Here is a 24,067-nt window from a genome sequence, read left to right as displayed (position 1 = left end):
TCCTTCCCTGGTTCGCGCGCTGACACCCTCACTCGGCGACCTCCTCGACCGCACGCATCAGGTGCGCCAGGCCCGCGGCCCGGTCGGTCAGGTGCAGGCGCAGCACCGGGCGGCCGTGCTGGGTGAGCACCTGGCCGTCCCCGAGCGCCTGCGCGTGCTGCAGCTTGCCCAGCGTGTAGGGCCGGCCCGGCACCTCGAGGTCGGTTTCCGGAGCGCCGGTCAGCTGCAGGAAGATCCCGTTCTGGTGACCGCCCTTGTGGTACTGGCCGGTCGAGTGCAGGAAGCGCGGGCCCCAGCCGAAGGTGGTCTGCAACCCGCTCCGCCGTGCCAGTTCTCCGCGCAGCAGCGCGGCCGAGGCGTCGTCGAGCCGGTCGAGGTAGGCCTGCACGGACAGGTAGCCGTGTTCCGGCGCGAGCGCCAGGAACGCGCGGAGGACCTCGGCCAGCGTGCCGTCCGTGGACACTCCGGCCGGCGCGAAGATCTCCACGGGACCGTCCGCAGCGGACGGCTGCGCGCCGCCCTCGAGCCGGGCGGGGTCGTCGAGCAGGTCCCGCGCGGCCTGCTTGGCGGCCTCCACGTCGGGCTGGTCGAACGGGTTGATCTCCAGGAGCCGGCCCACGATCGCGGTGGCGAACTCCCACAGCAGGAACTGCGCGCCCAGCGGGCCCGCGGTCGCGACCGGCGCCGCGTCGGTACCGGGGCCGATGGCGACCGGGGTGGCGTCCGGGCCGGCGTCGGCGAACCCGGGCGCGCCCGGGCTGTCGACGGCGACCGGCAGCAGGCCGGTGCCCTGCTTGCCGGTCGACTCGGCGATCAGCTGCTCGGCCCAGTCGGCGAAGCCCGTGATGCCGGAACCGGTGTCGGCCAGGACGACCTTCTCGGCGCCGTCGGCGTGGGCGGCGCCCCAGGCGGCCGCCAGCGTCAGCGCGGGATTGCCCGCGCCGTCGGCGGCCAGCTTCTCCGCAACGCCGGCGGCCTGGTCGAGCAGGCGCGCCACATCGGCCCCGGCCAGGCCGGCCGGGACGAGCCCGAACGCGGTGAGCGCGGAGTAGCGGCCGCCCACGTGCGGGTCGGCCAGGAACACCTTGCGGTACCCCTCGGCCTCGGCGAGCTCGGCCAGCGGTGAGCCGGGGTCGGTGACCACCACTATGCGGCTCGCCGCGTCGATCCCGGCGTCCGCGAACGCCTTGGCGAAGATCCGCCGGTGGCTGTCGGTCTCCACCGTGCCGCCCGACTTCGACGACACGACGATCACCGTCCGGTTCAGGTCACCGGCGAGCGCGTCGGCGACCTGCCCGGGATCGGTGGTGTCCAGCACCGTCAGCGGCACGCCCTCGGTGCGCGTGATCACCTCGGGCGCCAGCGACGACCCGCCCATCCCGGCGAGGACCACGCGGTCGATGCCCTCGCGGTGCAACTCGGCGCGCAGCGCCTCGATCTCACCGATCAGCGGGCGCGAACTCCGGTGCAAAGCCGTCCAGGACAGGCGGATGGCGGCCTCGGACTCGGCCGCCGGACCCCACAGCGTCGGGTCACCGGCGGCGAGCTTGCCGGCGACCTGGTCGGCGATCAGCTTGTCCACCAACGGCGCCGACTTCGCGGCCAGCTCGCCGTCGGTGATGGTGACCTTCGTCTCTTCCCCCGGCATCATGGTCAGCCCTTCGTCTTGCCCAGCTGGCCGGCGACCGTGTCCAGCAGCTCGGCCCACGACTTGTCGAACTTGTCCACACCCTCGTCCTCCAGGGTGCGGAAGACGTCCGCCATGTCGATACCCAGCGTGGCTAGCCTGTCAAACACCTGCTGGGCCTGCTCGGCGGTGCCGGTGACCCGGTCACCGTCGATCTCGGCGTGGTCGGCCACCGCGAAGAGGGTCTTCTCCGGCATGGTGTTGACGATGCCGGCGACCACCAGGTCGTCCACGTAGCGGGTGTCCGAATAGGACGGATCCTTCACCCCGGTGGACGCCCACAGCGGGCGCTGCGGGTTGGCGCCGGCCGCCTTCAGCGCCTGCCAGCGGTCGGTGGCGAACAGCTCCTCGTAGGCGGCGTAGGCGAGCCGGGCGTTGGCGATGGCCGCCTCACCGCGCGCCGCCTTCGCCTCCTCGGAACCGATCGCGTCGAGCCGCTTGTCGACCTCGGTGTCCACCCGGGACACGAAGAACGACGCCACCGACTCGATCGCGCGCAGGTCGTGGCCGTTTGCCTTGGCCAACTCCAGGCCGGCGAAGAAGGCGTCGATCACCTTGCGGTAGCGCTCGACCGAGAAGATCAGCGTGACGTTGACGCTGATGCCCTCGCCCAGGGTCCGGGTGATCGCCGGCAGTCCTTCCTCGGTGGCCGGGATCTTCACGAAGATGTTCGGCCGGTCGACGGCCTTCCACAGCTCCTTGGCCTCGGCCACCGTCTGCTCGGTGTCCCTGGCCAGCGACGGGTCCACCTCGATGGACACCCGGCCGTCGGTGCCGCCGGTCGCGCGGTAGACGTCGCGGAAGAGGTCCGCGGCGTTGCGCACGTCGGTGGTGGTCAGCTCCCGGACCGCGGCGGCCAGGTCGGCTCCGCGGGCGGCCAGCTCACGGACCTGTTCGTCGTAGGCATCGCCCCGGGACAGGGCGTTGGCGAAGATGGTCGGGTTGGTGGTGACCCCGACAACGTGCTTGTCGCGGATCAGCTCGGCGAGGTTGCCGGTGTCGAGCCGTTCCCGGGACAGGTCGTCGAGCCAGATGGACACGCCGGCCTGGGAGAGCTGAGCAAGTCGGTCGGTCATGAGTGTCATCCCTTTCACGATTTCCTGGTCTTGGCCAGCGAGCGGCGCGCGGCGTCGGCGACGGCGTCGGCGGTGAACCCGAACTCGCGGAACAGGGTCTTGAAGTCGGCCGAGGCACCGAAGTGCTCGATCGACACGATCTCGCCGGCGTCACCGACGTAGCGGTACCACGGCTGCGCCAGACCCGCCTCCACGGCCACCCGGGCCCTGACGCCCGACGGCAGCACCGACTCGCGGTACTCCTCGTCCTGCGCGTCGAACCACTCGACGCACGGCATGGACACGACCCGGGTGGGCACACCCGCGGCCTCCAGAGCCTCCCGGGCCTCGACGGCAAGCTGCACCTCGGAACCGGTGCCGATCAGCACCACCTCGGGCGAGCCGTTCGACGCCTCGGCGAGCACGTACCCGCCCTTGGCCACGCCCTCGGCGGAGGTGCCTTCCAGCACCGGAACGTTCTGGCGGGTCAGCGCCAGGCCCGACGGGTGGCCGACGTCCTCCAGGATCGCCTTCCAGGCGGCCGCGGTCTCGTTCGCGTCGGCGGGCCGGACCACGTTCAGTCCGGGGATGGCGCGCAGCGTCGCGAGGTGCTCGATCGGCTGGTGCGTCGGGCCGTCCTCGCCGAGGCCGATCGAGTCGTGCGTCCACACGTAGGTCACCGGCAGGTTCATCAGCGCGGCCAGCCGCACCGGCGGGCGCATGTAGTCGCTGAACACGAGGAACGTGGCGCCGTAGGGCCGGGTCCCGCCGTGCAGCGCGATGCCGTTGAGGATCGAGCCCATGGCGTGCTCACGGACCCCGAAGTGCAGGGTGCGGCCGTAGGGGTGCGCGCGCCACATCCCGGTGGCGGCCTTCTCCGGACCGAAGGAGTCGGCGCCCTTCATCGTGGTGTTGTTGCTCTCGGCCAGGTCCGCCGACCCGCCCCACAGTTCGGGCAGCACGTCGGCGAGCGCGGAGAGGACCTCACCGCTGGCCTTGCGGGTGGCGACGCCCTTGGCGTCGGGCTCCCAGGTGGGCAGCTTCTGCTCCCAGCCCGCGGGCAGGCTCCGGGTGGCCAGCCGGTCGGCGAGGGCCTTGCGCTCCGGGTTCGCCGCGGCCCAGGCGTCGAAGCGCTCCTGCCACTCGGCGCGCCACTTCTTGCCGCGGTCGACGGCCTTACGGGTGGCGGCCAGCACCTCCTCGGCGACCTCGAAGTTCTGGTCGGGGTCGAAGCCGAGGATCCGCTTGACCGCGGCGACCTCCTCAGCGCCGAGCGCGGCACCGTGCGATTTGCCGGTGTTCATCTTGGTCGGCGCGGGATAGCCGATGATGGTGCGCAGCGCGATGAACGACGGCCGCGGGTCGGCCTTGGCCGCCCTGATCGCCTCCTCGATCGCCACGACGTCCTCGCCGCCCTCGACGACCTGCACGTGCCAGCCGTAGGACTCGTAGCGCTTGGCGGTGTCCTCGGACAGCGCGATGGTGGTGTCGTCCTCGATGGAGATCTTGTTGTCGTCGTAGAAGACGATCAGGTTGCCCAGTTCCTGCCGCCCGGCCAGCGAGGAGGCTTCGGAGGTGACGCCTTCCTCGATGTCACCGTCGGAGGCGATCACGTAGATGTGGTGGTCGAACAGGCTCTCGCCGGGGGCCGGGTCGGGGTCGAGCAGGCCCCGCTCACGCCGTGCGGCCATGGCCATGCCGACCGCGTTGGCCAGGCCCTGGCCGAGCGGGCCGGTGGTCGTCTCCACACCCGCGGTGTGCCCGTGCTCGGGGTGGCCAGGGGTCTTCGAGCCCCACTTGCGCAACTGCTTGAGGTCGGCCAGTTCGAGCCCGTATCCGGCGAGGAACAACTGGATGTAGAGGGTCACACTGCTGTGGCCGGCGGAGAGGACGAACCGGTCGCGGGCCGGCCACTCGGGGTCCTCGGGGTCGTGCCGCATCACGCGCTGGAAGAGCGTGTACGCCAGCGGCGCCAGGCTCATCGCGGTGCCGGGATGGCCGTTACCGGCGTTCTCGACGGCATCGGCCGCGAGCACTCGGACGGTGTCCACGGCGCGGGTGTCGAGATCGGTCCAGTCGGCCGGCACGTTCCGCCGGAGCAGAGGGTTGTTCTCGCTGATAGGGGCGGTTTCGGACACTGAACTCGGGCTCCCCGTGCTGTTGTCGTAACGGTCGATGTCTCTCGCGCAGGCCCACTCATCCCAATCGATTCCGAAGGGAGGTTATTCCTGCCGGCGGCCGGGCACCCCGGCCTCCGGCGCCAGCCTAGTAGGTCGGCTACCCAGTGGTGCCAACCCGGACACGCCTCACACACAGCGTCACCCCTGTCCGCCGTCAGGAATCGGACGTGATTACGATCGGTCGCGAAGGCGGTTCCGTGCGGGCGCCGGCCGAACTCGACCCAGGGAGCAAAATGTCGTTGGTGAACGCTGCGCGCCGACGCAGTGAGCGCACCATCGGTGTGCAGCCCACCGGGCTTCGCCGCGTCCGCCAGCTCGCCGGTGCTTACCTTGCGCTGACCAAGCCGCAGGTCATCGAGCTGCTGCTGGTCACCACCATCCCGGCGATGTTCCTCGCCGGGCGGGCGATTCCCTCGCCCTGGCTGATGCTGGCCACGCTGGTCGGCGGCAGCATGGCAGCGGGCAGCGCGAACGCGCTGAACTGCGTGATCGACGCGGACATCGACAAAGTGATGAACCGCACGAAGCGCCGTCCGCTGGTGCGCGACTCGGTGCCCCGCCGCAACGCGCTGCTGTTCGGCCTCGTGCTGGGCGCGGGTTCGTTCGTGATGCTGTATTTCACAGTCAACCCGCTCGCCGCGGTGCTGGCCGTGGCCACCATCCTCTTCTACATCTTCGTCTACACGCTGGTGTTGAAGCGGCGTACGGCGCAGAACGTCGTGTGGGGCGGGGCGGCCGGCTGCATGCCCGTGGTGATCGGCTGGGCCGCCGTGACCGGCACGGTGCAGTGGCCGGCGTTCGTGATGTTCGCGGTGATCTTCTTCTGGACCCCGCCGCACACCTGGGCGCTGGCGATGAAGTACCGCGAGGACTACGAGCGTGCGGGCGTGCCGATGCTGCCCGTGGTCGCCACCCCGGAGCACGTCGCGCGGCAGATCGTCATCTACTCGTGGGTGATGGTCGGCTGGACGCTGCTGCTGGTGCCCGCGACGAGCTGGCTTTACGCGGTCTTCGCGCTCGCCGCCGGCACCTGGTTCCTCTGCTACGCGCACGGCCTGTTCCGTCAGGTGCGCCAGGGCGCGAAGACCAAGCCGATGGCGCTGTTCCACCGCTCGAACACCTATCTGATGGTCGTGTTCTGCGCGCTGGCCGTCGACTCCGCGATCGGGATGCCCGCGCTCGGCCTGCCGTTCTGACGTCGCTTCGCCGGTAGCCCCGCGTTCGCGAGTAGCCGCCGCGTTCGCCGGTATGATCGAGGGCTCGGGTCACGAACCTCGGGCCACGAAATCCTGATGCGAAAGTGGGTTGCTCGTGTCCCTGTCGCCAGAACGGGAACCGGAGAACACGACCGATCTCGCGGGGGAGCAGGACTACGTGTCGATGCTCTACCGCAAGCTCGACGATGAACGGGAGACCGCCCAGCTGGGGCTCACCGGCACACTGAACCAGACCGGCGGCACGCCGCAGGCACGGACCGAGCGCGACGTCTCGGCCACCATGTATTCCGAGCGACTCGCCCAGCTCACCTCCGTGGAGCAGGGCCTGTGCTTCGGCCGACTCGACTTCCACGACGGCCAGACCACCTACGTCGGCCGGCTCGGCCTGTTCGACGCCGACAACGACTACGAGCCGCTGCTGCTCGATTGGCGCGCGCCCGCCGCGCGGCCGTTCTACCTGGCCACGGCCGCTTCCCCGGAGGGCGTGCGGCGGCGCCGCCACATCCGCACGCTGAGCCGCAAGGTGGTCGAGCTCGACGACGAGATCCTCGACCTGTCCTCCGCCGAGAGCGGCGACAACCTCGGCCTGGCCGGTGAAGCGGCGCTGCTCGCCGCGCTGGAACGGCGCCGGACCGGGGAGATGAGCGACATCGTCGCCACCATCCAGGCCGAGCAGGACCGGATCATCACCGACGGCCTGGGCGGCGTGCTCGTCGTGCAGGGTGGTCCCGGCACCGGGAAGACCGCCGTGGCCCTGCACCGCGCCGCCTATCTGCTCTACACCTACCGCGAGCAGTTGTCCGGCCGCGGAGTGCTCGTGGTCGGGCCGAACAGCACGTTCCTGCGCTACATCGGGCAGGTGCTGCCCTCGCTGGGCGAGACCGACGTGCTGCTGTCCACGGTCGGTCAGCTGTTCCCGGGCGTGCTTGCCACCGGCGTGGACACCCGGGAGGCGGCGGAGATCAAGGGCCGTGCGGTGCTGGCCGACGTGCTCGCCGAGGCGGTCCGTGACCGGCAGCAGGTGCCCGAGGGCGTGCTGGAAGTCCCGTTCGACGGCGGTGTGCTCAGCCTCGACCCCGCCACTTGCGAACGGGCTCGCGCCAAGGCGCGCGGCACCCTCCGCCCGCACAACCTCGCCCGCCGGGTGTTCGTCGAGGAGGTCTTCGCGGACCTGGGCGAGCAGGCCGCGCGCCGGTTCGAGGTGGACCTGTTCGAAGGGGTGCCCGACATTCCCCTCCAGGAGGGGGAAAAGCCCGACGCCGAGGTGCTCGACGCGAGGGACCACGCGGAGATCCACGCCGAGCTGGCCGCCTCGGAGACCGTCCAGGCCGCGCTGGATTCCCTGTGGCCCAAGCTGACCCCGCAACGGCTGCTGCGTGAGCTGTTCGCCTCGCCGGAGCGCCTCGCCGCCGCCTCCGGGCAGGCGCTCACCGAGTCCGAGCGCGCCCACCTGCTACGGCCGGCCCAGTCGAGGTGGACGCCGGCCGACGTGCCGCTGCTCGACGAGCTCGCCGAGCTGCTCGGCGTGGACGACATCGAGCAGCGGGCCGCGCGGGAGCGGCGCGAACGCGAGGAGCGTGCCTATGCCGAGGGCGTGCTGCACATCCTCGAGCAGGACGAGGAGATCATCGACGAGGAAGTGCTGCGGGTCGCCGACGTCCTCGACGCCGAGCTGTTCGCCGAACGGCAGCAACGCCGCAGCGAGCTGACCGCCGCCGAGCGGGCCCGCCGGGATCGCCGGTGGACGTTCGGGCACGTGATCGTCGACGAGGCGCAGGAACTGTCCCCGATGGACTGGCGGCTGCTGATGCGCCGGTGCCCGAGCCGGTCGATGACCCTGGTCGGCGACATCGCGCAGACCGGCGCGCCCGCGGGCAGCTCGTCCTGGCAGGACGTGCTCGGCCCGTACGTGGCCGACCGGTGGCGGCTGCGCGAGCTGACCGTCAACTACCGCACCCCGGCGGAGATCATGGGCCTGGCCGCGGCCGCCCTCGCCCGGGTGGATCCGGCCCTGCGGGTGCCGACATCGGTCCGGGAAACCGGCGTTTCCCCTTGGCAACAAAGGATTTCCACGGAGCCCATACTGTCTCTCGTGGACCGCGAGATGAGCGCGGTGGACGGCGGCACGGTGGCCGTGATCGGTCCGGCGAGCCGGCTCGCCGAGCTGCGTGAAGCAGTCCCGGACGACGACCGCGTGTCCTTGCTCACCGTCGGCGAGGCCAAGGGGCTGGAGTTCGACGGGGTGGTCGTCGTGGCACCGGAGGAGATCGTGGCCTCCTCGCCACGCGGATGGAACGACCTGTACGTGGCGCTCACCCGCGCGACCCGCCGCCTCGGGATCGTCTACACCCGCGCGGAGTTGGCGCCACTCGTGGGTACCGGATAAGGACTGGTCAGCGCCCGGTTAAGGTGAGCGCCATGCGTAACGCTGGCAAGATGATGATCGTGGTGGCCGCGGCGCTGAGCCTCGCCGCCTGCGCCAACAGCCAAGTGGCTTCGAATTACCCGGCGGGTGACGGTCCCACGTACCCGGCGCCGAGCCCGGCCGGTGTGTCGGGGACGTCGGGTGCGCCGCAGACCAGCACCCAGGCACGCGCATGCACAGCCGACGACATCAAGGTCAGCGGTGACTTCGGCAGCAAGCCATCGGTCACTATCCCGGACACCTGCAGCGCGCCGACCAGCCTGCTCACCAAGGATCTGAAGGCGGGCACGGGCGCGACGGTCGCCGCCGGCAGCACCGTGGAGACCAACTACGACCTGTTCACCTGGTCGGACAGGGTGGACCAGCAGAACACCTTCGGCGCCCAGCCCTACCCCGTGACGGTGGGGCAGGGCAAGGTCATCCCGGGCTGGGAGCAGGGCCTGGACGGCATGAAGCAGGGCGGCCGGCGCCTGCTGGTCATCCCGCCGGAGCTGGGCTACGGCGCCACCGGCAACGGCCCGATCAAGCCGAACGAGACTCTGGTCTTCGTGGTCGACGCCGTGCAGGTCACCGGCTGAGTCCCGCCGTGGACCTGCACGGGGCGGTCGTGGTGGTGACCGGCGCCTCCTCGGGGATCGGCGCGGCCACCGCGCTGAGGCTGCACCGGGCGGGCGCCCGGCTGGTGCTGCACGGCCGCGACCCCGCGCGTCTCGCGGCGCTGGCCGAGCGGACCTCGGGGGCCGTGCTGCCGGCGGACTTCTTCGACGCCCGCGCGGTGACCTCCGCCGCCGAGGAGATCATCGGGCGGTTCGGCGCGGTGGACGTGCTGGTCAACAACGCCGGGATCGGCTGGGCGGGCCCGTTCACCGAGATGACCGGCGACGAAGTGCGCCGGTTGGTCGCGGTGAACCTCACCGCACCGATCGAGCTGACCCGCGCGCTGCTGCCGGTGCTGCGCTCACCCGGCCGTATCGTGTTCGTCACATCCATCGCCGGCCGCACCGGGGTGGCGGGCGAGTCGGTCTACTGCGCGGTCAAGGCGGGCCTCGACGGGTTCGCCGAAAGCCTGCGGTTCGAGCTGTCCGGCACCGGGGTCGGGATCGGTGTGGTGGTGCCGGGCGTGGTGGACACCGAGTTCTTCGCTCGCCGCGGCCGCCCGTACGAGCGGCGCTCGCCCCGGCCCATTCCGGCCGACCGGGTGGCTGCCGCGGTGGTGCGCGCCGTGCGTGATGGGCGCGCCGAGACCTACGTCCCGGGCTGGCTGCGCCTGCCGGTCGCGGTCCGCGCCGTGTTGCCCGGCGTCTACCGCCGGCTCGCCGGCCGGTTCGGCGGTTCCTAGCAGCTGCCTCGGGTGCCGCTGCCCGCACCGCCACGCAAGCCACTTCGGATCTCCTCGAGGCCGGGTTTCTGCCATGATCGGGGGCGTGGCTGGACAACGAGGGGATCGGGTGCCCGCCTCGGACGCGTTCTTCCTGCACGTCGAGTCGGCCGCGGCACCGCACCACGTGGGCGGGCTGATCATGATCGACACCTCGCGTGCGGCCGGTCCGCCGACGCGGGAGCGCGCGGTCGAGCAGATCCGGGAAAAGCTGGGCGAGCTGCCCCGGTTCCGCCAGCGCCTGTCGGAGCCGTCACGGTGGCGCCGGCCGCGGTGGGTGCCGCACGAGGAGCTGGACTGGTCGTGGCACGTCCGCGAGATCGACCTGAGCGGGCCCGACGGCCGTCCCGGTGGCATGGCGGCCCTGCACGAGCTGGTGGCCGAGCTGTCCGCGCAGCTGCTGCCGCGTGACCGCCCGCTGTGGCGGATCTTCGTGGTGACCGGCGTGGAGGAGCACGTGGGCGCGGTCATCAACCTGGTGCACCACGCGGTCGCCGACGGGATCGGCACGGTCAACCTGATGCTCAACCTGTTCGACTCGCCGGATCTCACGGCCGGCATGGACGGCAGCGCGTTTCCGGGCCGGGCGCGCCGGATCCTCGGTGGGGTGGCCGGTCTGGCCCAGCTGGCCACCGACCGACGTCCGAAGACGCGGCTGCCGGTGAGCGACACGGCGCGACGGCGCTTCGCCACCCTGCCGCTGGACCTGGACTCGGTGCGCGCGCTGGCCCGCTCCCGCGGCGCGCGGGTGACCGACCTGCTGCTGTGCGGGACGGCCGGGGCGATCCAGCGGGTCGCGGACTGCCCGCTGCCGTCGACGTTGCTGGTCAACGTGCCGTTGCTGGCCGCGGAGGTCCGGCCGGGCCGCGAGGGCAACGTGACGGCTGGCGTGATGGTCGAGGTGCCGCTGGGCGCGATGCCGGAGAGCGACCGGCTCGCCGCGATCGTGAAGGCCACCAAGCGGTTGCGCACCGGCACGCGCGTGATCGCCTCGCGGTTCGTGATGACCACCCTCGCCGGGCTGATGCCGCCGGTCCTGCATGCCTGGTTCGCGCGCGCCGTCTACGGCGGGAGGTTCTTCGGCGGCACGGTGTCCAACATGCCGGGCGCGACCTGGCAGGCGACCGCGCTGCGGGAGTACCCGCTGATCACCGCGTACCCGATCATCCCGATCGCGCCCGGCACGCCGTTCGTCGTCGGCGTGCTCGGCTGGTACGGGGTGTTCTCGCTGACCGTGGCCACGGACCCCGCCTTCGTCGACGATGCGGAGCGGTTCGTCGACGAGTTCCAGAAGGTCCTCGACGAGCTTTAGCTCCTCGCGGAGCGCGTCATCTACGTGAGGCCGTCGGGCCCGGGGCAACCCCAGGCCAGGGCCAGGGTGAGGCGGCGGCGGTTGTCCGGATCGTCGAGCGCGTCACCGAACAACTCGCGTAGCTGGCTGAGCCGGTAGCGGACCGTCTGCGGGTGAATGTGCAGCTCCTCGGCGACCGCGCGACGATCACCGAGATGGCGCAGCCAGGACGCGAGCGTCTCGCACAGTCGCTCACGGGTGACCGGGCCGGCGCTGTCCAGCGGCGCCAGGCACTGGGCGCGAAAGGCTTCCAGCAGCCGCGGGTCGCGGTGCACGATGATCGAGTCCAGGTGCTCGTCGACGAACACGGGATCGTCACGCAGCACGCCCGCCCGGCGCAGCTGCGCGGCCACCTCGACCACCCGCATGCTGGCCGGTAGATGCTCGACCGGCACCGCATGCCCGACCACGGCACCCGCGCCGTGCAGCGCCGAAACCAGTCGTTCGCGCCGCTGGGGGCCGTCGGGGTCGGGAATGATCGCGCACACCATCCGCTGACGCCGCACGCGCAGGCACGAGTGGTCCAGTCGCGCCAGCAGCGCGCTGCCGACCGGGTTGTCCGGTTCCACCAGGATCACCGCGGCGTGGCGCGGGATGGGCCAGTCCACCCTGGCCGCGGTGGCCTGGATCGCCGCCGAATCGGACCGGTCGGACAGCAGCATGTTGCCCAGCTCGTCACGAAGCCGTTGCCGTTCCGCGGCGGCCTCGGACTGTTCGAGCACGTAGCCGCGGGCAGAGGCGGACGACAACTGGTCGACGAAGATGAACACGGCCTCGGCCAGTGACGCGAACACGTCCGACGGCACCCCGACTTCCAGCGCGACCTCCGCGACGTGGTGCCAGGCCACCCTGGCCCCGATCTGGTACGCCGACAGCAGGCTGGTCAGCTCCCGGCCCTGTTGCCACTGGGCCCGGCCGATTTCCTCGAACAGCGGCTGCTCGCCCAACTGGTCCGCGTGACGGTCGGTGGCGCCGGACAGCTCGGACAGGTCCCACCTGGCCATGCCGACCAGCCGGTGCACGAACATCCTGGCCGAGACCAGTACCTCGTCCTGCTCGCTGACGATGAACGCGGCGTAGTCCGGCCATTGCTCGCTCAGCAGCCGGGTCACATCCTCGAGCACGCGTGGCAACCGGTCCGCGACCGCCCCGGCCAGTTGTTCGAGGTCTGTTTCGGCTTTCGGGTAGGCACTGTCTGTTCCGGACTGCGCGTTCTCGGATCGGGTGGTGACGTCAGCGTTACTCGGCGCTTTATGGCCGGCCTCCGGCTTGCTGTCCACTATCCCCGGCTACCCTCCTCGTTCGTCGCCACGCTGGTCTTGCCGGTTCAATACTGTTCGCTCGTGACAACCGGGGCATCTCGAAATTTGTTTCCCGTGCGAAGAAGCGACCAGCCTCGTGGATAGATTATGGGCAGATGGGACCGGCACCGACAGGTCGCGACACGGTCGGCGACAGTGAACGACGGAGGTTGCTCGAGAAGAAACGTGCCGAGAACTTTCCGGTGGCGCTGCGGATACTTCCGAAGGAGCTGCGGACCGACCTCGGCGCACTCTACGACGTCGCCCGGGTGATTGACGACCTCGGTGACGAATCGGCCGGTGACCGTACTGAGGCGCTGTCACGGTTTCGTGAGGATCTGGTGCGCGCGTGGGACGGAGTACCGGAGGAACCCGTGTTGCGCGCACTGGTGCCGGTGATCCGCGCTCGTGGGCTGGAGCTCGAACCGTTCGACCGCCTGGTTCAGGCCAACCTGGCCGACCAGCTGGTCACCCGGTACGCGACCCAGGAGGACCTCGAGGGCTACTGCGTGCTGTCGGCCAATCCGGTCGGCCGGATCGTGCTGCGGATCTTCGGGGTGCGCTCGGCGGAGGCGGATCGGCTCTCCGATCTGGTCTGTACCGCGCTGCAACTGCTGGAGCACTGCCAGGACGTCGCCGAGGACCACCGGGCCGGCCGGATCTACCTGCCCCAGTGGGATCTGGCGGCCTTCGGCGTCGACGAGCGGGACCTCGCCGGGGTCGAGCCGGTGGTGGCCAAACAGGTCCGGCGGGCGCTGGACCTGCTGGCCGGGGGGCGCGCGCTGCTGAACCACCTGCATGGCTGGGCACGGCTGGCCATCGCCGGCTACCTCGCGGGCGGGCTGGCGACCGCGGACGCGTTGCGCCGGGCGGACTACCGGGTGCTCGCCGGCACTCCGCGGCCGGGCAAGCGCGACCTGCTCGTCCACCTGATCAGACTGCTGGGAGGCGGCAGGTGACTACTTCGACGGACGTCAGGCACGCGTATGTGGCGTGCGAAACGATCACCAAGACCGAGGCGCGCAACTTCTACTACGGAATCCGGTTGCTCACCCCACCGCGCCGGGCGGCCTTGTGCGCGGTCTACGCCCTTGCCCGCCGGATCGACGACATCGGTGACGGGGACCTGCCGGTCGAGGAGAAGGCCACGCGGCTGGACGAGGTCCGCACCTCCCTGAAGTCCCTGGACGGCGCCCAAGACCCGGTGCTCGTCGCGGTGGCGGACGCCGCACGCCGGTTTCCGGTGCCGCTGGAGGCGTTCGACGAACTCCTCGACGGCGTGTGGATGGACATCGAGGGCCGCCGTTACGCGACCTTCGACGAACTCGTCTCCTACTGCCGGTGCGTGGCCGGCTCGATCGGGCGGCTGTGCCTCGGGGTGTTCGGGAGCAAGCCGCATCCGGACGCGTCCGCCTACGCCGACGCGCTCGGCATCGCGTTGCAGCAGACGAACATCCTGCGCGACATTCGCGAGGATCTCCTCAACGGCCGCGTGTACCTGCCCAAGGAGGATCTCGACTCGTTCGGCGTCGAGCTGGCCGTCGACGAGCGGAACGTGCTCATCGACGCCGATGGCGGGCTGTCGGCGCTGATCCGTCACAGCGCCGCGCGGGCCCGCGAGTGGTATGCCGACGGCCTGCGGTTGACGCCGCTGCTCGACCGCCGCAGCGGGGCCTGCTGCCTGGCCATGGCGGGCATCTACCGGCAGTTGACCGACCGCATCGCCGAACGGCCCTCCGCCGTGTTCGACCGGCGGCTTTCCCTGTCGGGCCGGGAAAAGCTGGGCGTCGCGGCGCGGGCACTGACGGAGCGGCTGAGGTGACCCAGCCACGGCCGGACGGCCGGGTCGTGGTCGTTGGCGGCGGGCTGGCCGGCATCACCGCGGCGCTGCGCTGCGCGGACGCCGGCTGGGCGGTGACCCTGCTGGAGTCGCGCCGGCACCTGGGTGGCCTGACCCACTCCTTCCGGCGCGGCGACCTCGAAGTGGACAACGGCCAGCACGTGTTCCTCCGCTGCTGTACCTCCTATGTGGAGCTCCTGCGGCGGCTTGGCGTGGCGGACAAGGTGTTCCTGCAGCCGCGGCTGGACATCGAGGTCCGGTCGCCGCGGCTGGCCGAGCCGGTCCGGCTGCGCCGCAACGCCCTGCCCGCGCCGCTGCATCTGGCCGATTCCGTGTTGCGCTACCGGCCGCTCACCCGCACCGAGCGGCTGCGTTTCGCCGGGGCCGCGCTCGCGCTGCGCCGGGTGGATCCGGACGCGCCCGCCTCCGACGCGCAGTCCTTCGCCACCTGGCTGGCCGCGCACGGCCAGAGCGCCGCCGCGGTGACCAAGCTGTGGGACCTGGTGGGGGTCGCGACCCTGAACGCGCGCGCGGCCGACGCCTCGCTCGGGCTGGCCGCCACCGTGTTCCAGATCGGGCTGCTCACCGACCCGGCGGCGGCCGACATCGGCTGGGCAAGGGTGCCGTTGCGGGAACTGCACGGCGACCCTGCGCAGGCCCGGCTGACCGAGGCCGGCGCCCGGGTCGTGCTCGGCGCCAAGGTGACCGCGCTGCGTCCGGACGGCCCGAATGGCGGTGCCTGGCGCGTGGTGACGGGCGCGGACGAGTTCGTGGCCGACAACGTGGTGCTCGCCGTGCCACCCACGGCCGCGGCCCGGCTGCTGCCGCCGGGCGCGGTCGACCTTCCTCCTGGGTGGGCCGAGGAGCTGGGCAGCTCGCCGATCGTCAACGTGCACGCGGTGTTCGACCGCAAGGTGATGGACGTGCCGTTCTTCGCCGCGGTGGATTCCCCGGTGCAGTGGGTGTTCGACCGGACCGGACAGTCCGATGTGGATGGTGGGCAGTACGTGGCGGTCTCGATGTCCGCCGCCGACGAGGAGATCGAGGCGCCGGTGGCCACGATCCGCGAGCGGCTGCTGCCCGAGCTGCGCCAGGTGCTGGGCACGAGCGCCCAGGTGCGTGACTTCTTCGTCACCCGTGAGCGCCACGCCACTTTCCGGCCTGCGCCGGGATGTGCCGCGTTGCGCCCGCCGGCGAGGACCGCGCTCGCCGGGCTCGTGCTCGCGGGCGCGTGGACGGCCACCGGGTGGCCCGCGACGATGGAGGGCGCCGTCCGCAGCGGAGAGGCCGCCGCCCGCGTCGTGCTCGACGGCACCGGCGCCCGGGTGCCGGCAGCTGAGGAGCTGCCTACCCATGCGGGGGGTGGGAGTTGACGTCGCGTCCGGCCGGGCCGGCCATTCGTGCTCTGTTCCGTTAGGGGTTTCGACCAGGGGAGTTCACATGACCGCGGTACTCGATTCGTTGCAGCAAGGACGCCAGGCGGTCCAGCCCGCGCTGAGGGCGGCGCTGGACCGGCTCGACCCCACCAGCCGCTCGATCGCCTACTACCACTTCGGCTGGACCGACCTCGACGGGAATCCGGCCTCCGCCGGCGGGGGCAAGGCGGTGCGCCCGGCGCTGGCGCTGCTGTCGGCGGAGGCCGCCGGGGCGCAGCCCTCGGCCGGCCTGCCCGGGGCGGTCGCCGTGGAGCTGGTGCACAACTTCTCCTTGCTGCACGACGATCTGATGGACGGCGACACCGAGCGCCGGCATCGCCCCACGGTCTGGGCGGTCCACGGCGCGGCCAGTGCCATCCTCACCGGGGACGCGATGCTTTCCCTCGCCCAGGAAGTGCTGCTCGACGGCGATGGCCCAGGCGCGATCGCCGCCGCACGGCTGCTGTCGGAGGCGGTGAACGAGCTGATCCGGGGCCAGGTGCTCGATGTCGCGTTCGAGCAGCGCAACGACGTCACCCTGGACGAATGTCTGGACATGGCGGCGGGTAAGACCGGTGCGCTGCTTTCGGCCAGCTCGGCGATCGGCGCCGTGCTGGCCGGCGCGCCCCGCGAAACCGTCGACGCGCTGGCCGGGTTCGGCGCCGACCTCGGGCTCGCCTTCCAGCTCGTGGACGACCTGCTCGGCATCTGGGGAGAGCCGGCGACCACCGGGAAGCCGGTGTACTCGGACCTGCGCGCCCGCAAGAAGAGCCTGCCGGTCACCTATTCGATCACGCACGGCGGCGCGATCGGCCGAGAGCTCGCCGAGTGGCTGGCCGCGCCCGAAGAGCCGGGCGAGGACGGCGTGCGGCACGCCGCGGATCTCATCGAACAGGCGGGTGGGCGCCGCTGGGCGCTGGACGAGGCGCACCGCCGCATGGCGGCGGGACAGCAGAAGCTCACCGATGCCGAGGTTCCGGACCGGGTACGCGAGGACCTGCTCTCCCTCGCCCGGTTCATCGTCACGAGGGAGTCCTGATGACACCCCCGGTATCGAGTCGCGGCAATCAGGGTGGCCACCACGCGCGCGCCTTTGTCCCGCTATCGGGGCGGCTTGCCCCCAGTCGGGGTGTGGGGGCTGAGCCCTTACCGGACACGGTCGCGCGCAAACTCGCGGAGGAACACTGATGACGCGAACTGCTCCGCAGGTGGCCGTGGACAGCCTCGCGCTGGAGCGCGCGGTGGCGCACCTCAAGAGCCTGCAAACCGCCGGTGGCTGGTGGAAAGGCGAGCTCGAGACCAACGTCACCATGGACGCCGAGGACCTGCTGCTGCGGGAGTTCCTCGGCATCCGCACCAAGTCGGACACCGAGGAGGCGGCCCGCTGGATCCGTTCCCAGCAGCGTGCCGACGGCACCTGGGCGACCTTCTACAACGGCCCAGGCGATCTGTCGACCACCGCCGAGGCGTGGGTGGCGCTGAGGCTGGCGGGTGATGATCCGGACGAGCCGCACATGCGGGCCGCGGCGGAGTTCGTCCTGGCCGGCGGCGGCATCGAGGCCAGCCGGGTGTTCACCCGCATCTGGCTCGCGCTGTTCGGGTTGTGGTCCTGGGACGAACTGCCCAACATGCCGCCCGAGCTGATCTACCTGCCGTCGTGGTTCCCGCTCAACGTCTACGACTGGGCTTGCTGGGCACGGCAGACGGTGGTGCCGCTGACCATCGTCGCGACACTGCGCCCGGTCCGGCCACTGCCCTTCGGCATCGACGAGCTGCGCACGGGCGGTAAGCCGTCCCGCCGGCTGGTCGCGCCGTGGACCTGGCGGGGTGCCTTCCACTACCTGGACAAGGCGCTGCACCTCTACGCCAAGAGCCCGGTGAAGCCGATCCGGCGGCGCGCCATGCGGGAGGCGGCCGAATGGATTCTCGCCCGCCAGGAGGCCGACGGCTCGTGGGGCGGAATCCAGCCGCCGTGGGTGTATTCGCTGCTGGCGCTGCACCTGCTCGGCTACCCGCTGGAGCATCCCGCGATGAAGGCGGGACTGGAAGGTCTGGACGGGTTCATCATCCGCGAGGACACCGCCGAGGGCCGCGTGCGTCGGCTGGAGGCGTGTCAGTCGCCGGTGTGGGACACCGGCCTGGCGCTGACCGCGCTGCGTGACGCCGGGGTGCCCGCCGACGATCCGTTGGTGCTCAAGGCCACGGACTGGCTGCTGGGCGAGGAGATCCAGCACCGGGGCGACTGGGCGGTGAGACGTCCCGCCACGCCGCCGGGCGGCTGGGCGTTCGAGTTCGCCAACGACGTCTACCCCGACACCGACGACACCGCCGAGGTGGTCCTCGCGCTGCGGCGGGTGGCGCATCCGGAACCTAGGCGGGTGAAGGAAGCGGTGGACCGGGCGGTCGCGTGGCTGCAGGGAATGCAGTCCTCGGACGGCGGCTGGGGCGCCTTCGACGCCGACAACACCCGGACGCTGGCACTGAACCTGCCGTTCTGCGACTTCGGCGCGGTGATCGACCCGCCGTCGGCCGACGTCACCGCGCACGTGGTGGAAATGCTCGCCGCGGTCGGCCTCGCCGGTACACCGGAGTGCCGGCAGGGCATCGAGTGGCTGCTGCGGGCGCAGGAGGCCGACGGGTCCTGGTTCGGCCGGTGGGGCGCCAACCACGTCTACGGCACCGGGGCGGTGGTGCCCGCACTCGTCGCGGCCGGCACGCCCGCCTCCGCACCGGAGATCCGGCGGGCCGTGGAGTGGCTGGCCGCGCATCAGAACCCGGACGGGGGCTGGGGCGAGGACCTGCGTTCCTACCGCGATCCGGACTGGATCGGCAAGGGCGAATCGACGGCTTCCCAGACGGCGTGGGCACTGCTGGCGTTGCTGGCCGCGGGCGAGCGCGAATCGTCCACTGTGGAACGTGGTGTGCGATGGCTGGTGGAAACCCAGCGGAGCGACGGCGGCTGGGACGAGCCGCAGTACACCGGCACCGGCTTCCCCGGCGACTTCTACATCAACTACCACCTGTACCGGATCGTGTTCCCGGTCTCGGCGCTCGGCCGGTACCTGGCACAGGGCAGCGGGATTCCAACGGTGCGGGCGGAGGAGGCATGACACGCAAGCTCGCGGAGGAAACAGGATGAGACCCGCGGAGGGACAGTCGTGACCGGAATCATCTGTGCCCCGTTACGCATGGAGGCCGCCGCGTTGCGGGTCCCGGGCGCCCGGGTACTGCACACCGGCATGGGGCCACGGCGGGCGGCGGAGTCCGCGGCACGCCTGGAGGACACACCGGTGGTGGTCTCGGGCGTGTCCGGCGGGGTGACCGACCGGGTACGTCCCGGGGACCTGGTGGTGGCGACGGAGATCGACACGCCGGAGGGCCCGGTGCCGCTACCCTCGGCGCCGCTGCTCGCGGCGGCGTTGCGGCGGCACGGGCTGACCGTCCACACCGGACCCATCACCTCGTCGGACGGGCTCGTCGAGGGAGCCGAGCGGGCACGTCTGGCCGAGCGCGGCGCACTCGCGGTGGACATGGAGTCCGCGCAGTTCGCGGCCCGGCCGGGCCCGCTGGCCGTGGTCCGGTCCGTTGTGGACACTCCGGGCCATCCGCTGTGGCGGCCCGGCACGGTGTGGCGCGGGATCTCCGGCCTGCGCTCGCTGCGGGCGGCGGCGCCGGTGCTCGCGCAGTGGTGCGACGCGGCGGCCGGCGGGGAGATTCTGCTCGCCAGCCCGCGGTCGTTCTGCGCCGGGGTGGAACGGGCCATCGAAATCGTGGAACGCGCGCTCGAACGCTACGGCTCGCCGGTGTACGTGCGGCGGCAGATCGTCCACAATGCACACGTCGTGCGGCGGCTGGAGAGCCTGGGTGCGGTGTTCGTGCAGGAGATCGCGGAGATCCCGGCCGGCGCGACCACCGTGCTCGCCGCGCACGGGGTGGCTCCATCGGTGCGCGAGGCCGCGGCGGACCGGGGCCTGAAGGTGATCGACGCGACCTGCCCGCTGGTCACCAAGGTGCACAACGAGGTGCGGCGCTACCGTTCGCGCGATGACACGATCTTCCTGATCGGGCACGCCGACCACGAGGAGGTCGAGGGCACCTTCGGTGAGGCCCCGGACCACGTCGTGGTGGTGGAGGACGCCGCCGCGGCGGCCCAGGTGCGGGCCCGTGACCCGGAGCGGGTCGCCTACGTCATGCAGACCACGCTCGCCGTCGACGAGGCCGACGAGATCGCGAGCGTGTTGCGCGAACGGTTCCCGGCGATGTCGGCCCCACGGCGGGACGATATCTGCTATGCGACGACGAACCGTCAGCGCGCGGTGCGGGCGGTCGCCGAGCACGCGGATCTGGTGCTCGTGGTCGGTTCGACCAACTCGTCCAACTCCCAGCGGCTGGTCGAGGTCGCCCGGCGGCAGGGCACGCGTGCGTACCTGGTCGACGACGTGTCCGAAGTGGACCTTCGCTGGCTGGCCGGGGCGCGGCGGATCGGGATCACCGCGGGGGCATCGGCGCCGCCGCAGCTGGTGGAGGAACTGACCCGGTGCCTGGGAGGGCTCGGGCGCGACCGCCTGCGCGAGAGTCAGGTGGCCGATGAGGACGTCCAATTCACGTTACCTCGGGAGGTGGGATAGTCATGGCAATGCCGTTGCGGCAGTCGATCCGGCTGGGTGCGTTCATGGCCAAGCAGAAGCTGATGCGCCGCGAGAAGTACGCGATCCTGGTCGAACTGGAGCCGCTGTTCGCCTGCAACCTCAAGTGCGGCGGCTGTGGCAAGATCGCCCAGCCCGCGCACCTGCTCAAACAACGGATGCCGGTGCAGCAGGCGGTCGGCGCGGTCGAGGAGAGCGGGGCGCCGATGGTGTCCATCGCCGGTGGCGAGCCGCTCATGCACCCGCAGATCGACGAGATCACGCGGATCCTGCTGGAGCGCAACAAGATCGTGTTCCTGTGCACGAACGCGCTGCTGCTGCCCAAGCACATGCACAAGTTCAAGCCGCACCGCAATTTCGCGTGGATGGTGCACATCGACGGCCTCGAGGAGAAGCACGACGCCTCGGTGCGCAAGGAAGGCGGCTTCCAGGCGGCCGTCGACGCCATCAAGATGGCCAAGGCGGCCGGTTTCCGGGTGATGACCAACACCACGTTCTTCAACACCGACGCGCCGCAGGACGTCATCGACGTGCTCGATTACCTCAATGACGAGGTCGGCGTGGACAACATGCAGCTTTCGCCCGGGTACGCCTACGAGAAGGCGCCGGACCAGGAGCACTGGCTCGGCGTCCAGCAGACCCGTGAGCTGTTCTCCAAGGCCTTCGCCGGTGGCCGGCGGAAGAAGTGGCGGTTGAACCACTCGCCGGTGTTCCTGGACTTCCTGGAGGGCAAGCGGGATCTGCAGTGCACCCCGTGGGGCATCCCGTCGTACTCGCTGCTGGGCTGGCAGCGGCCCTGTTATCTGCTCGACGACGGCTACGCCAAGACCTGGCGCGAGCTGATCGAGGAGACCGAGTGGGACAAGTTCGGCCGCGGCAAGGATCCGCGCTGCGCCAACTGCATGGCGCACTGCGGCTACGAGCCCACCGCGGTCATCGCCACCACGTCGTCGTTGAAGGAGACGATCCGCGCCGCCGTCGGCGCCTGACACGAGTTTTCCGCGGACAAGGCCGCCTGCCCACCGGGCAAGCGGCCTTGTCCGCGGAACCGCCACCGCGTCGCGGTGGCGGTTCCGCGCGAGGAGGGGCCGAAGTCAGGTGCCGGCGGCCCGGAAGATCCAGTAGCCGCCGGTGGCGCCGGCGTCATCGCCGGAGGTGTCTTCGCCGATCTCCGGAACGATGGCGTAGCCCTGGTCGGTGGCCGCGATGGGCGCCGTTGTCAGGGATTTGGCCATTACTTGGCCGGTCGCGAGGTTGAGGGCGAGGCTCGGGCGTGCCGCGTTGCCCCTGCCCAACTGCGGACTGGCGGACGAACTCCCGTAGACCGCGCCGCCGACGACGACCTGAGGCCGGAACCCTTCCTGATCACCGGTCTGCTGCCACAGAATGTGGCCGTCGGCGAGGCTCACCGCGACGCTGCCGAGGTTCGAGGAAGCGTGGGTCAGCGCGAGGACAGCGCTGCCGGACTGGACATTGTCCGCTTCGCTGATCGCTGATTCCGCGCTGATACCGGGATACTTGTCGATGGCGGGCGTCGCGCCCGCCATCGCTCCGGTGCGCATATCCTGCAGGGCAACGATCACCTTGCCCGAACCGGCCGGGCAGACCAGGCCGAGCTTGCCGTCGGAGATGAAGACGACGTTCGCGTCGGAGGTGTTCGCGGCCGGGGGGCGGCTGGCCTCCGATGTCCAAAGTGGAGCGCCAGGACGGGCCAGATCGTAGGCGGCGAGGTAGTTTTCGCTCCCTCGAGTGTGCCGCACCAGCGCGATGTCCGCGTCGATCGTGACGAGCACCGGCGCTTTGTCCGAGATGGAACCGTGGTCGGCCGGCAGCGTCAGGCGCGCGCTGCCGTCCGCGGCATGCACGACCAGGTCGGTACGGGTGAGATGGTTGTTGGTCGCCTTGGTGGCGCTCCACCCCAGTACGGGGATCCGGTCGTCGTCCTCGTCCCACGTCGCGTCGGCCACCTTACGCCCGGCCGGGTCGAAGCCGACCTGGTGTTCGACTCTCCTCGTCCGGCTCAGGCCGTCCGACTCCACCGTTTCGACCCCGTGCAGGAAGATGGCCGGGCCGCCGCCGAACTCACCTACCTGTGCCGATTCCAGGTCCCACAACGGCACGTCGGCGGTCGCCCTCTTCTGCCCCGTGGCCGCGTCGTAGAACGTGACCGTGGCCGGTTCCGATCCGGACGGTTCCTCTTTGTCACCGACCCGGAAATCCACGAAGGCGAACGCGTCGCCGACCACGTACGGCTTGTTCGTGCCGGCGCTCTTCAGGTGGGCCAAGGGCTGGGCCTCCAGCCCGGGCAGCGACGGCCCCTGGTACACCGCGCCGTCGCCGGCCGCGGTCGTCCTCTGCTGCCCGGAGGCGGGGCCGGCCGGCGGTCCGCCCGGCGAATCGCAGCCGGCGACCGCCAGCCCGACACACCCGACTACGATGGCACACCGCACGATCGCACGTCCTGACAGATACCCCATGCCGCTCCCAGTCGGTCCGCAAACCCGTTGATCAACGTGGGCAGGGTAACAACCACGGGCGGGACAAACTGGGAGAACCGGTATTTCAGGGGATGAGCAGGAGCTTTCCGGTGGTGCGGCGGCCCTGGAGGTCCTCATGAGCCCGCCGGGCGTCGGCGAGCGGGTAGGTGCCGCCGATGCGGATGTCGAGCTTTCCGCCGCGCACCGCGGCGAACAGTTCGTCCACGCGCCAGTCCAGTTCCTCGCGCGTCCGGACATAGTGGGCGCTGGTGGGCCGGGTGAGATACACCGAACCGGCCGCGTTGAGCCGCTGCGGGTCGATCGGCGGAACCGGGCCGCTCGCCGCGCCGAACAGCGCGAGCGTGCCCCGGACGCGCAGGCTGGCCAGGCTTCCGTCCACAGTGGTCTTGCCGACCCCGTCGTAGACGGCGGCCACGCCCTCGCCGCCGGTGAGCTTGCGGGTGGCCTCGGCGAAGTCCTCCCGGTCGTACCGAATGATTTCGTCGGCACCGGCCTGGCGGGCCAGCTGCGCCTTCTCCTCGGTGGACGTCGTGCCGATCACCCGCGCGCCCTGTGCCTTGGCCAGCTGGACGAGCAGCAGGCCGACCCCGCCGGCCGCGGCATGCACCAGGACGGTGTCGCCCGGCTTCACCTCATACGTCGAGCGGACGAGGTAATGCGCCGTGACCCCCTGCAACATCATGGCGGCGGCGGTGCGGTCGGAGACGTCCTCCGGCACGTGGACGGCAGCGGCGGCGGAGATCAGCGCGCGCTGCGCGTAACTGCCGAGCTGGCCCTGCCAGGCGACCCGGTCACCCGGCGCGAACCCGGTCACGTCCGCGCCGACCGCCGCGACCGTGCCTGCTCCCTCCATGCCCAGCGTCACCGGCAGCTCGAGCGGGTAGATGCCGCTGCGCTGGTAGGTGTCGATGTAGTTCACGCCCGCGGCCGCGACGTCGACCAGGAGCTGTCCCGGCCCGGGCTCGCCGATCTCGACCTCGGTGACCTCCAGCACCTCCGGCCCGCCGGTCCGCCGGATCTGCACTGCGGTGGGCATATGTCCTCCTCGCGTCGCGCTGGCTTCAGCTACGGGTT

Annotated in this window: 18 protein-coding genes; 12 read left to right on the top strand and 6 right to left on the bottom strand. The window is 71.2% G+C overall.

Features of this window, described 5'->3' with window-relative positions; genetic code table 11:
- Window positions 1-28: 28 nt before the first annotated feature.
- From A3CU_RS0101035 to tkt, 3 genes are read right to left on the bottom strand one after another with little or no spacing between them, the layout of a single operon-like run.
- Complete coding sequence (locus A3CU_RS0101035) at window positions 29-1,648, bottom strand: glucose-6-phosphate isomerase (RefSeq protein ID WP_027940685.1); 1,620 nt, start codon at window positions 1,646-1,648, stop codon at window positions 29-31.
- A gap of 5 nt (window positions 1,649-1,653) precedes the next feature.
- Window positions 1,654-2,763, bottom strand: coding sequence for a transaldolase (gene tal / locus A3CU_RS0101030; protein ID WP_027940684.1), 1,110 nt, complete (start codon window positions 2,761-2,763; stop codon window positions 1,654-1,656).
- 14 nt (window positions 2,764-2,777) lie between these two features.
- A complete protein-coding gene (tkt, locus tag A3CU_RS0101025; RefSeq protein ID WP_027940683.1) occupies window positions 2,778-4,880 on the bottom strand; it encodes a transketolase in 2,103 nt (700 codons plus the stop codon).
- Window positions 4,881-5,155: 275 nt separating this feature from the next.
- On the opposite strand from tkt, the gene A3CU_RS0101020 reads away from it, so the two are divergent.
- The 5 genes from A3CU_RS0101020 (at window position 5,156) to A3CU_RS0101000 (ending at window position 11,254) form a co-directional block, all read left to right on the top strand.
- Window positions 5,156-6,118, top strand: a complete 963-nt coding sequence (locus A3CU_RS0101020) for a heme o synthase (protein WP_027940682.1) — start codon at window positions 5,156-5,158, stop codon at window positions 6,116-6,118.
- Between the two features lie 121 nt (window positions 6,119-6,239).
- Window positions 6,240-8,525 (top strand): ATP-binding domain-containing protein, encoded by a 2,286-nt coding sequence (locus tag A3CU_RS0101015; RefSeq protein ID WP_027940681.1) that lies wholly within the window; start codon window positions 6,240-6,242, stop codon window positions 8,523-8,525.
- Window positions 8,526-8,557: 32 nt separating this feature from the next.
- The gene (locus tag A3CU_RS0101010; protein WP_027940680.1) at window positions 8,558-9,142 is read left to right on the top strand and encodes an FKBP-type peptidyl-prolyl cis-trans isomerase; all 585 of its coding nucleotides are present in this window, start codon (window positions 8,558-8,560) and stop codon (window positions 9,140-9,142) included.
- Between the two features lie 8 nt (window positions 9,143-9,150).
- Window positions 9,151-9,903 carry an SDR family NAD(P)-dependent oxidoreductase gene (locus tag A3CU_RS0101005; RefSeq protein WP_027940679.1) on the top strand — a complete coding sequence of 251 codons (753 nt, stop codon included), beginning with the start codon at window positions 9,151-9,153 and terminating at the stop codon, window positions 9,901-9,903.
- A gap of 85 nt (window positions 9,904-9,988) precedes the next feature.
- Complete coding sequence (locus tag A3CU_RS0101000) at window positions 9,989-11,254, top strand: wax ester/triacylglycerol synthase domain-containing protein (protein ID WP_169739575.1); 1,266 nt, start codon at window positions 9,989-9,991, stop codon at window positions 11,252-11,254.
- A gap of 20 nt (window positions 11,255-11,274) precedes the next feature.
- Here A3CU_RS0101000 and A3CU_RS0100995 read toward each other — a convergent pair whose 3' ends face one another.
- Window positions 11,275-12,573 (bottom strand): PucR family transcriptional regulator, encoded by a 1,299-nt coding sequence (locus tag A3CU_RS0100995; protein ID WP_245616836.1) that lies wholly within the window; start codon window positions 12,571-12,573, stop codon window positions 11,275-11,277.
- 137 nt (window positions 12,574-12,710) lie between these two features.
- Here A3CU_RS0100995 and A3CU_RS0100990 point away from each other — a divergent pair, with 137 nt between their 5' ends.
- From A3CU_RS0100990 to hpnH, 7 genes are all read left to right on the top strand, one after another.
- Window positions 12,711-13,553, top strand: a complete 843-nt coding sequence (locus A3CU_RS0100990) for a squalene/phytoene synthase family protein (RefSeq protein ID WP_063628778.1) — start codon at window positions 12,711-12,713, stop codon at window positions 13,551-13,553.
- Entirely contained in the window at window positions 13,550-14,416 is an 867-nt protein-coding gene (hpnD, locus tag A3CU_RS0100985) for a presqualene diphosphate synthase HpnD (RefSeq protein WP_027940675.1), read from the top strand. The genes A3CU_RS0100990 and hpnD overlap by 4 nt, the downstream gene beginning before the upstream one ends.
- A complete protein-coding gene (gene hpnE, locus A3CU_RS0100980) occupies window positions 14,413-15,807 on the top strand; it encodes a hydroxysqualene dehydroxylase HpnE (protein WP_027940674.1) in 1,395 nt (464 codons plus the stop codon). Before hpnD ends, hpnE begins: the two co-directional genes overlap by 4 nt.
- A 67-nt stretch (window positions 15,808-15,874) precedes the next feature.
- Entirely contained in the window at window positions 15,875-16,888 is a 1,014-nt protein-coding gene (locus tag A3CU_RS0100975; protein ID WP_027940673.1) for a polyprenyl synthetase family protein, read from the top strand.
- 148 nt (window positions 16,889-17,036) lie between these two features.
- A complete protein-coding gene (gene shc / locus A3CU_RS42980; RefSeq protein WP_043840461.1) occupies window positions 17,037-18,959 on the top strand; it encodes a squalene--hopene cyclase in 1,923 nt (640 codons plus the stop codon).
- Window positions 18,960-19,007: 48 nt separating this feature from the next.
- A complete protein-coding gene (gene ispH, locus A3CU_RS0100965; protein ID WP_027940672.1) occupies window positions 19,008-20,477 on the top strand; it encodes a 4-hydroxy-3-methylbut-2-enyl diphosphate reductase in 1,470 nt (489 codons plus the stop codon).
- Window positions 20,478-20,479: 2 nt separating this feature from the next.
- On the top strand, window positions 20,480-21,484 hold the full coding sequence (hpnH, locus tag A3CU_RS0100960; protein ID WP_027940671.1) for an adenosyl-hopene transferase HpnH: 1,005 nt from the start codon (window positions 20,480-20,482) through the stop codon (window positions 21,482-21,484).
- 105 nt (window positions 21,485-21,589) lie between these two features.
- Here the strand turns inward: hpnH and A3CU_RS0100955 are convergent, their stop codons facing one another.
- Entirely contained in the window at window positions 21,590-22,972 is a 1,383-nt protein-coding gene (locus A3CU_RS0100955) for a hypothetical protein (RefSeq protein ID WP_027940670.1), read from the bottom strand.
- 85 nt (window positions 22,973-23,057) lie between these two features.
- On the bottom strand, window positions 23,058-24,029 hold the full coding sequence (locus A3CU_RS0100950) for a quinone oxidoreductase family protein (protein WP_027940669.1): 972 nt from the start codon (window positions 24,027-24,029) through the stop codon (window positions 23,058-23,060).
- Between the last annotated feature and the right edge of the window lie 38 nt (window positions 24,030-24,067).

The organism is Amycolatopsis taiwanensis DSM 45107, from assembly GCF_000519205.1.
In the GTDB taxonomy this organism is placed as follows: Bacteria; Actinomycetota; Actinomycetes; order Mycobacteriales; family Pseudonocardiaceae; genus Amycolatopsis_E; species Amycolatopsis_E taiwanensis.
The sequence above is the reverse complement of the archived record's forward strand: the minus strand, read 5'-3'. Positions and strand labels throughout refer to the sequence as shown.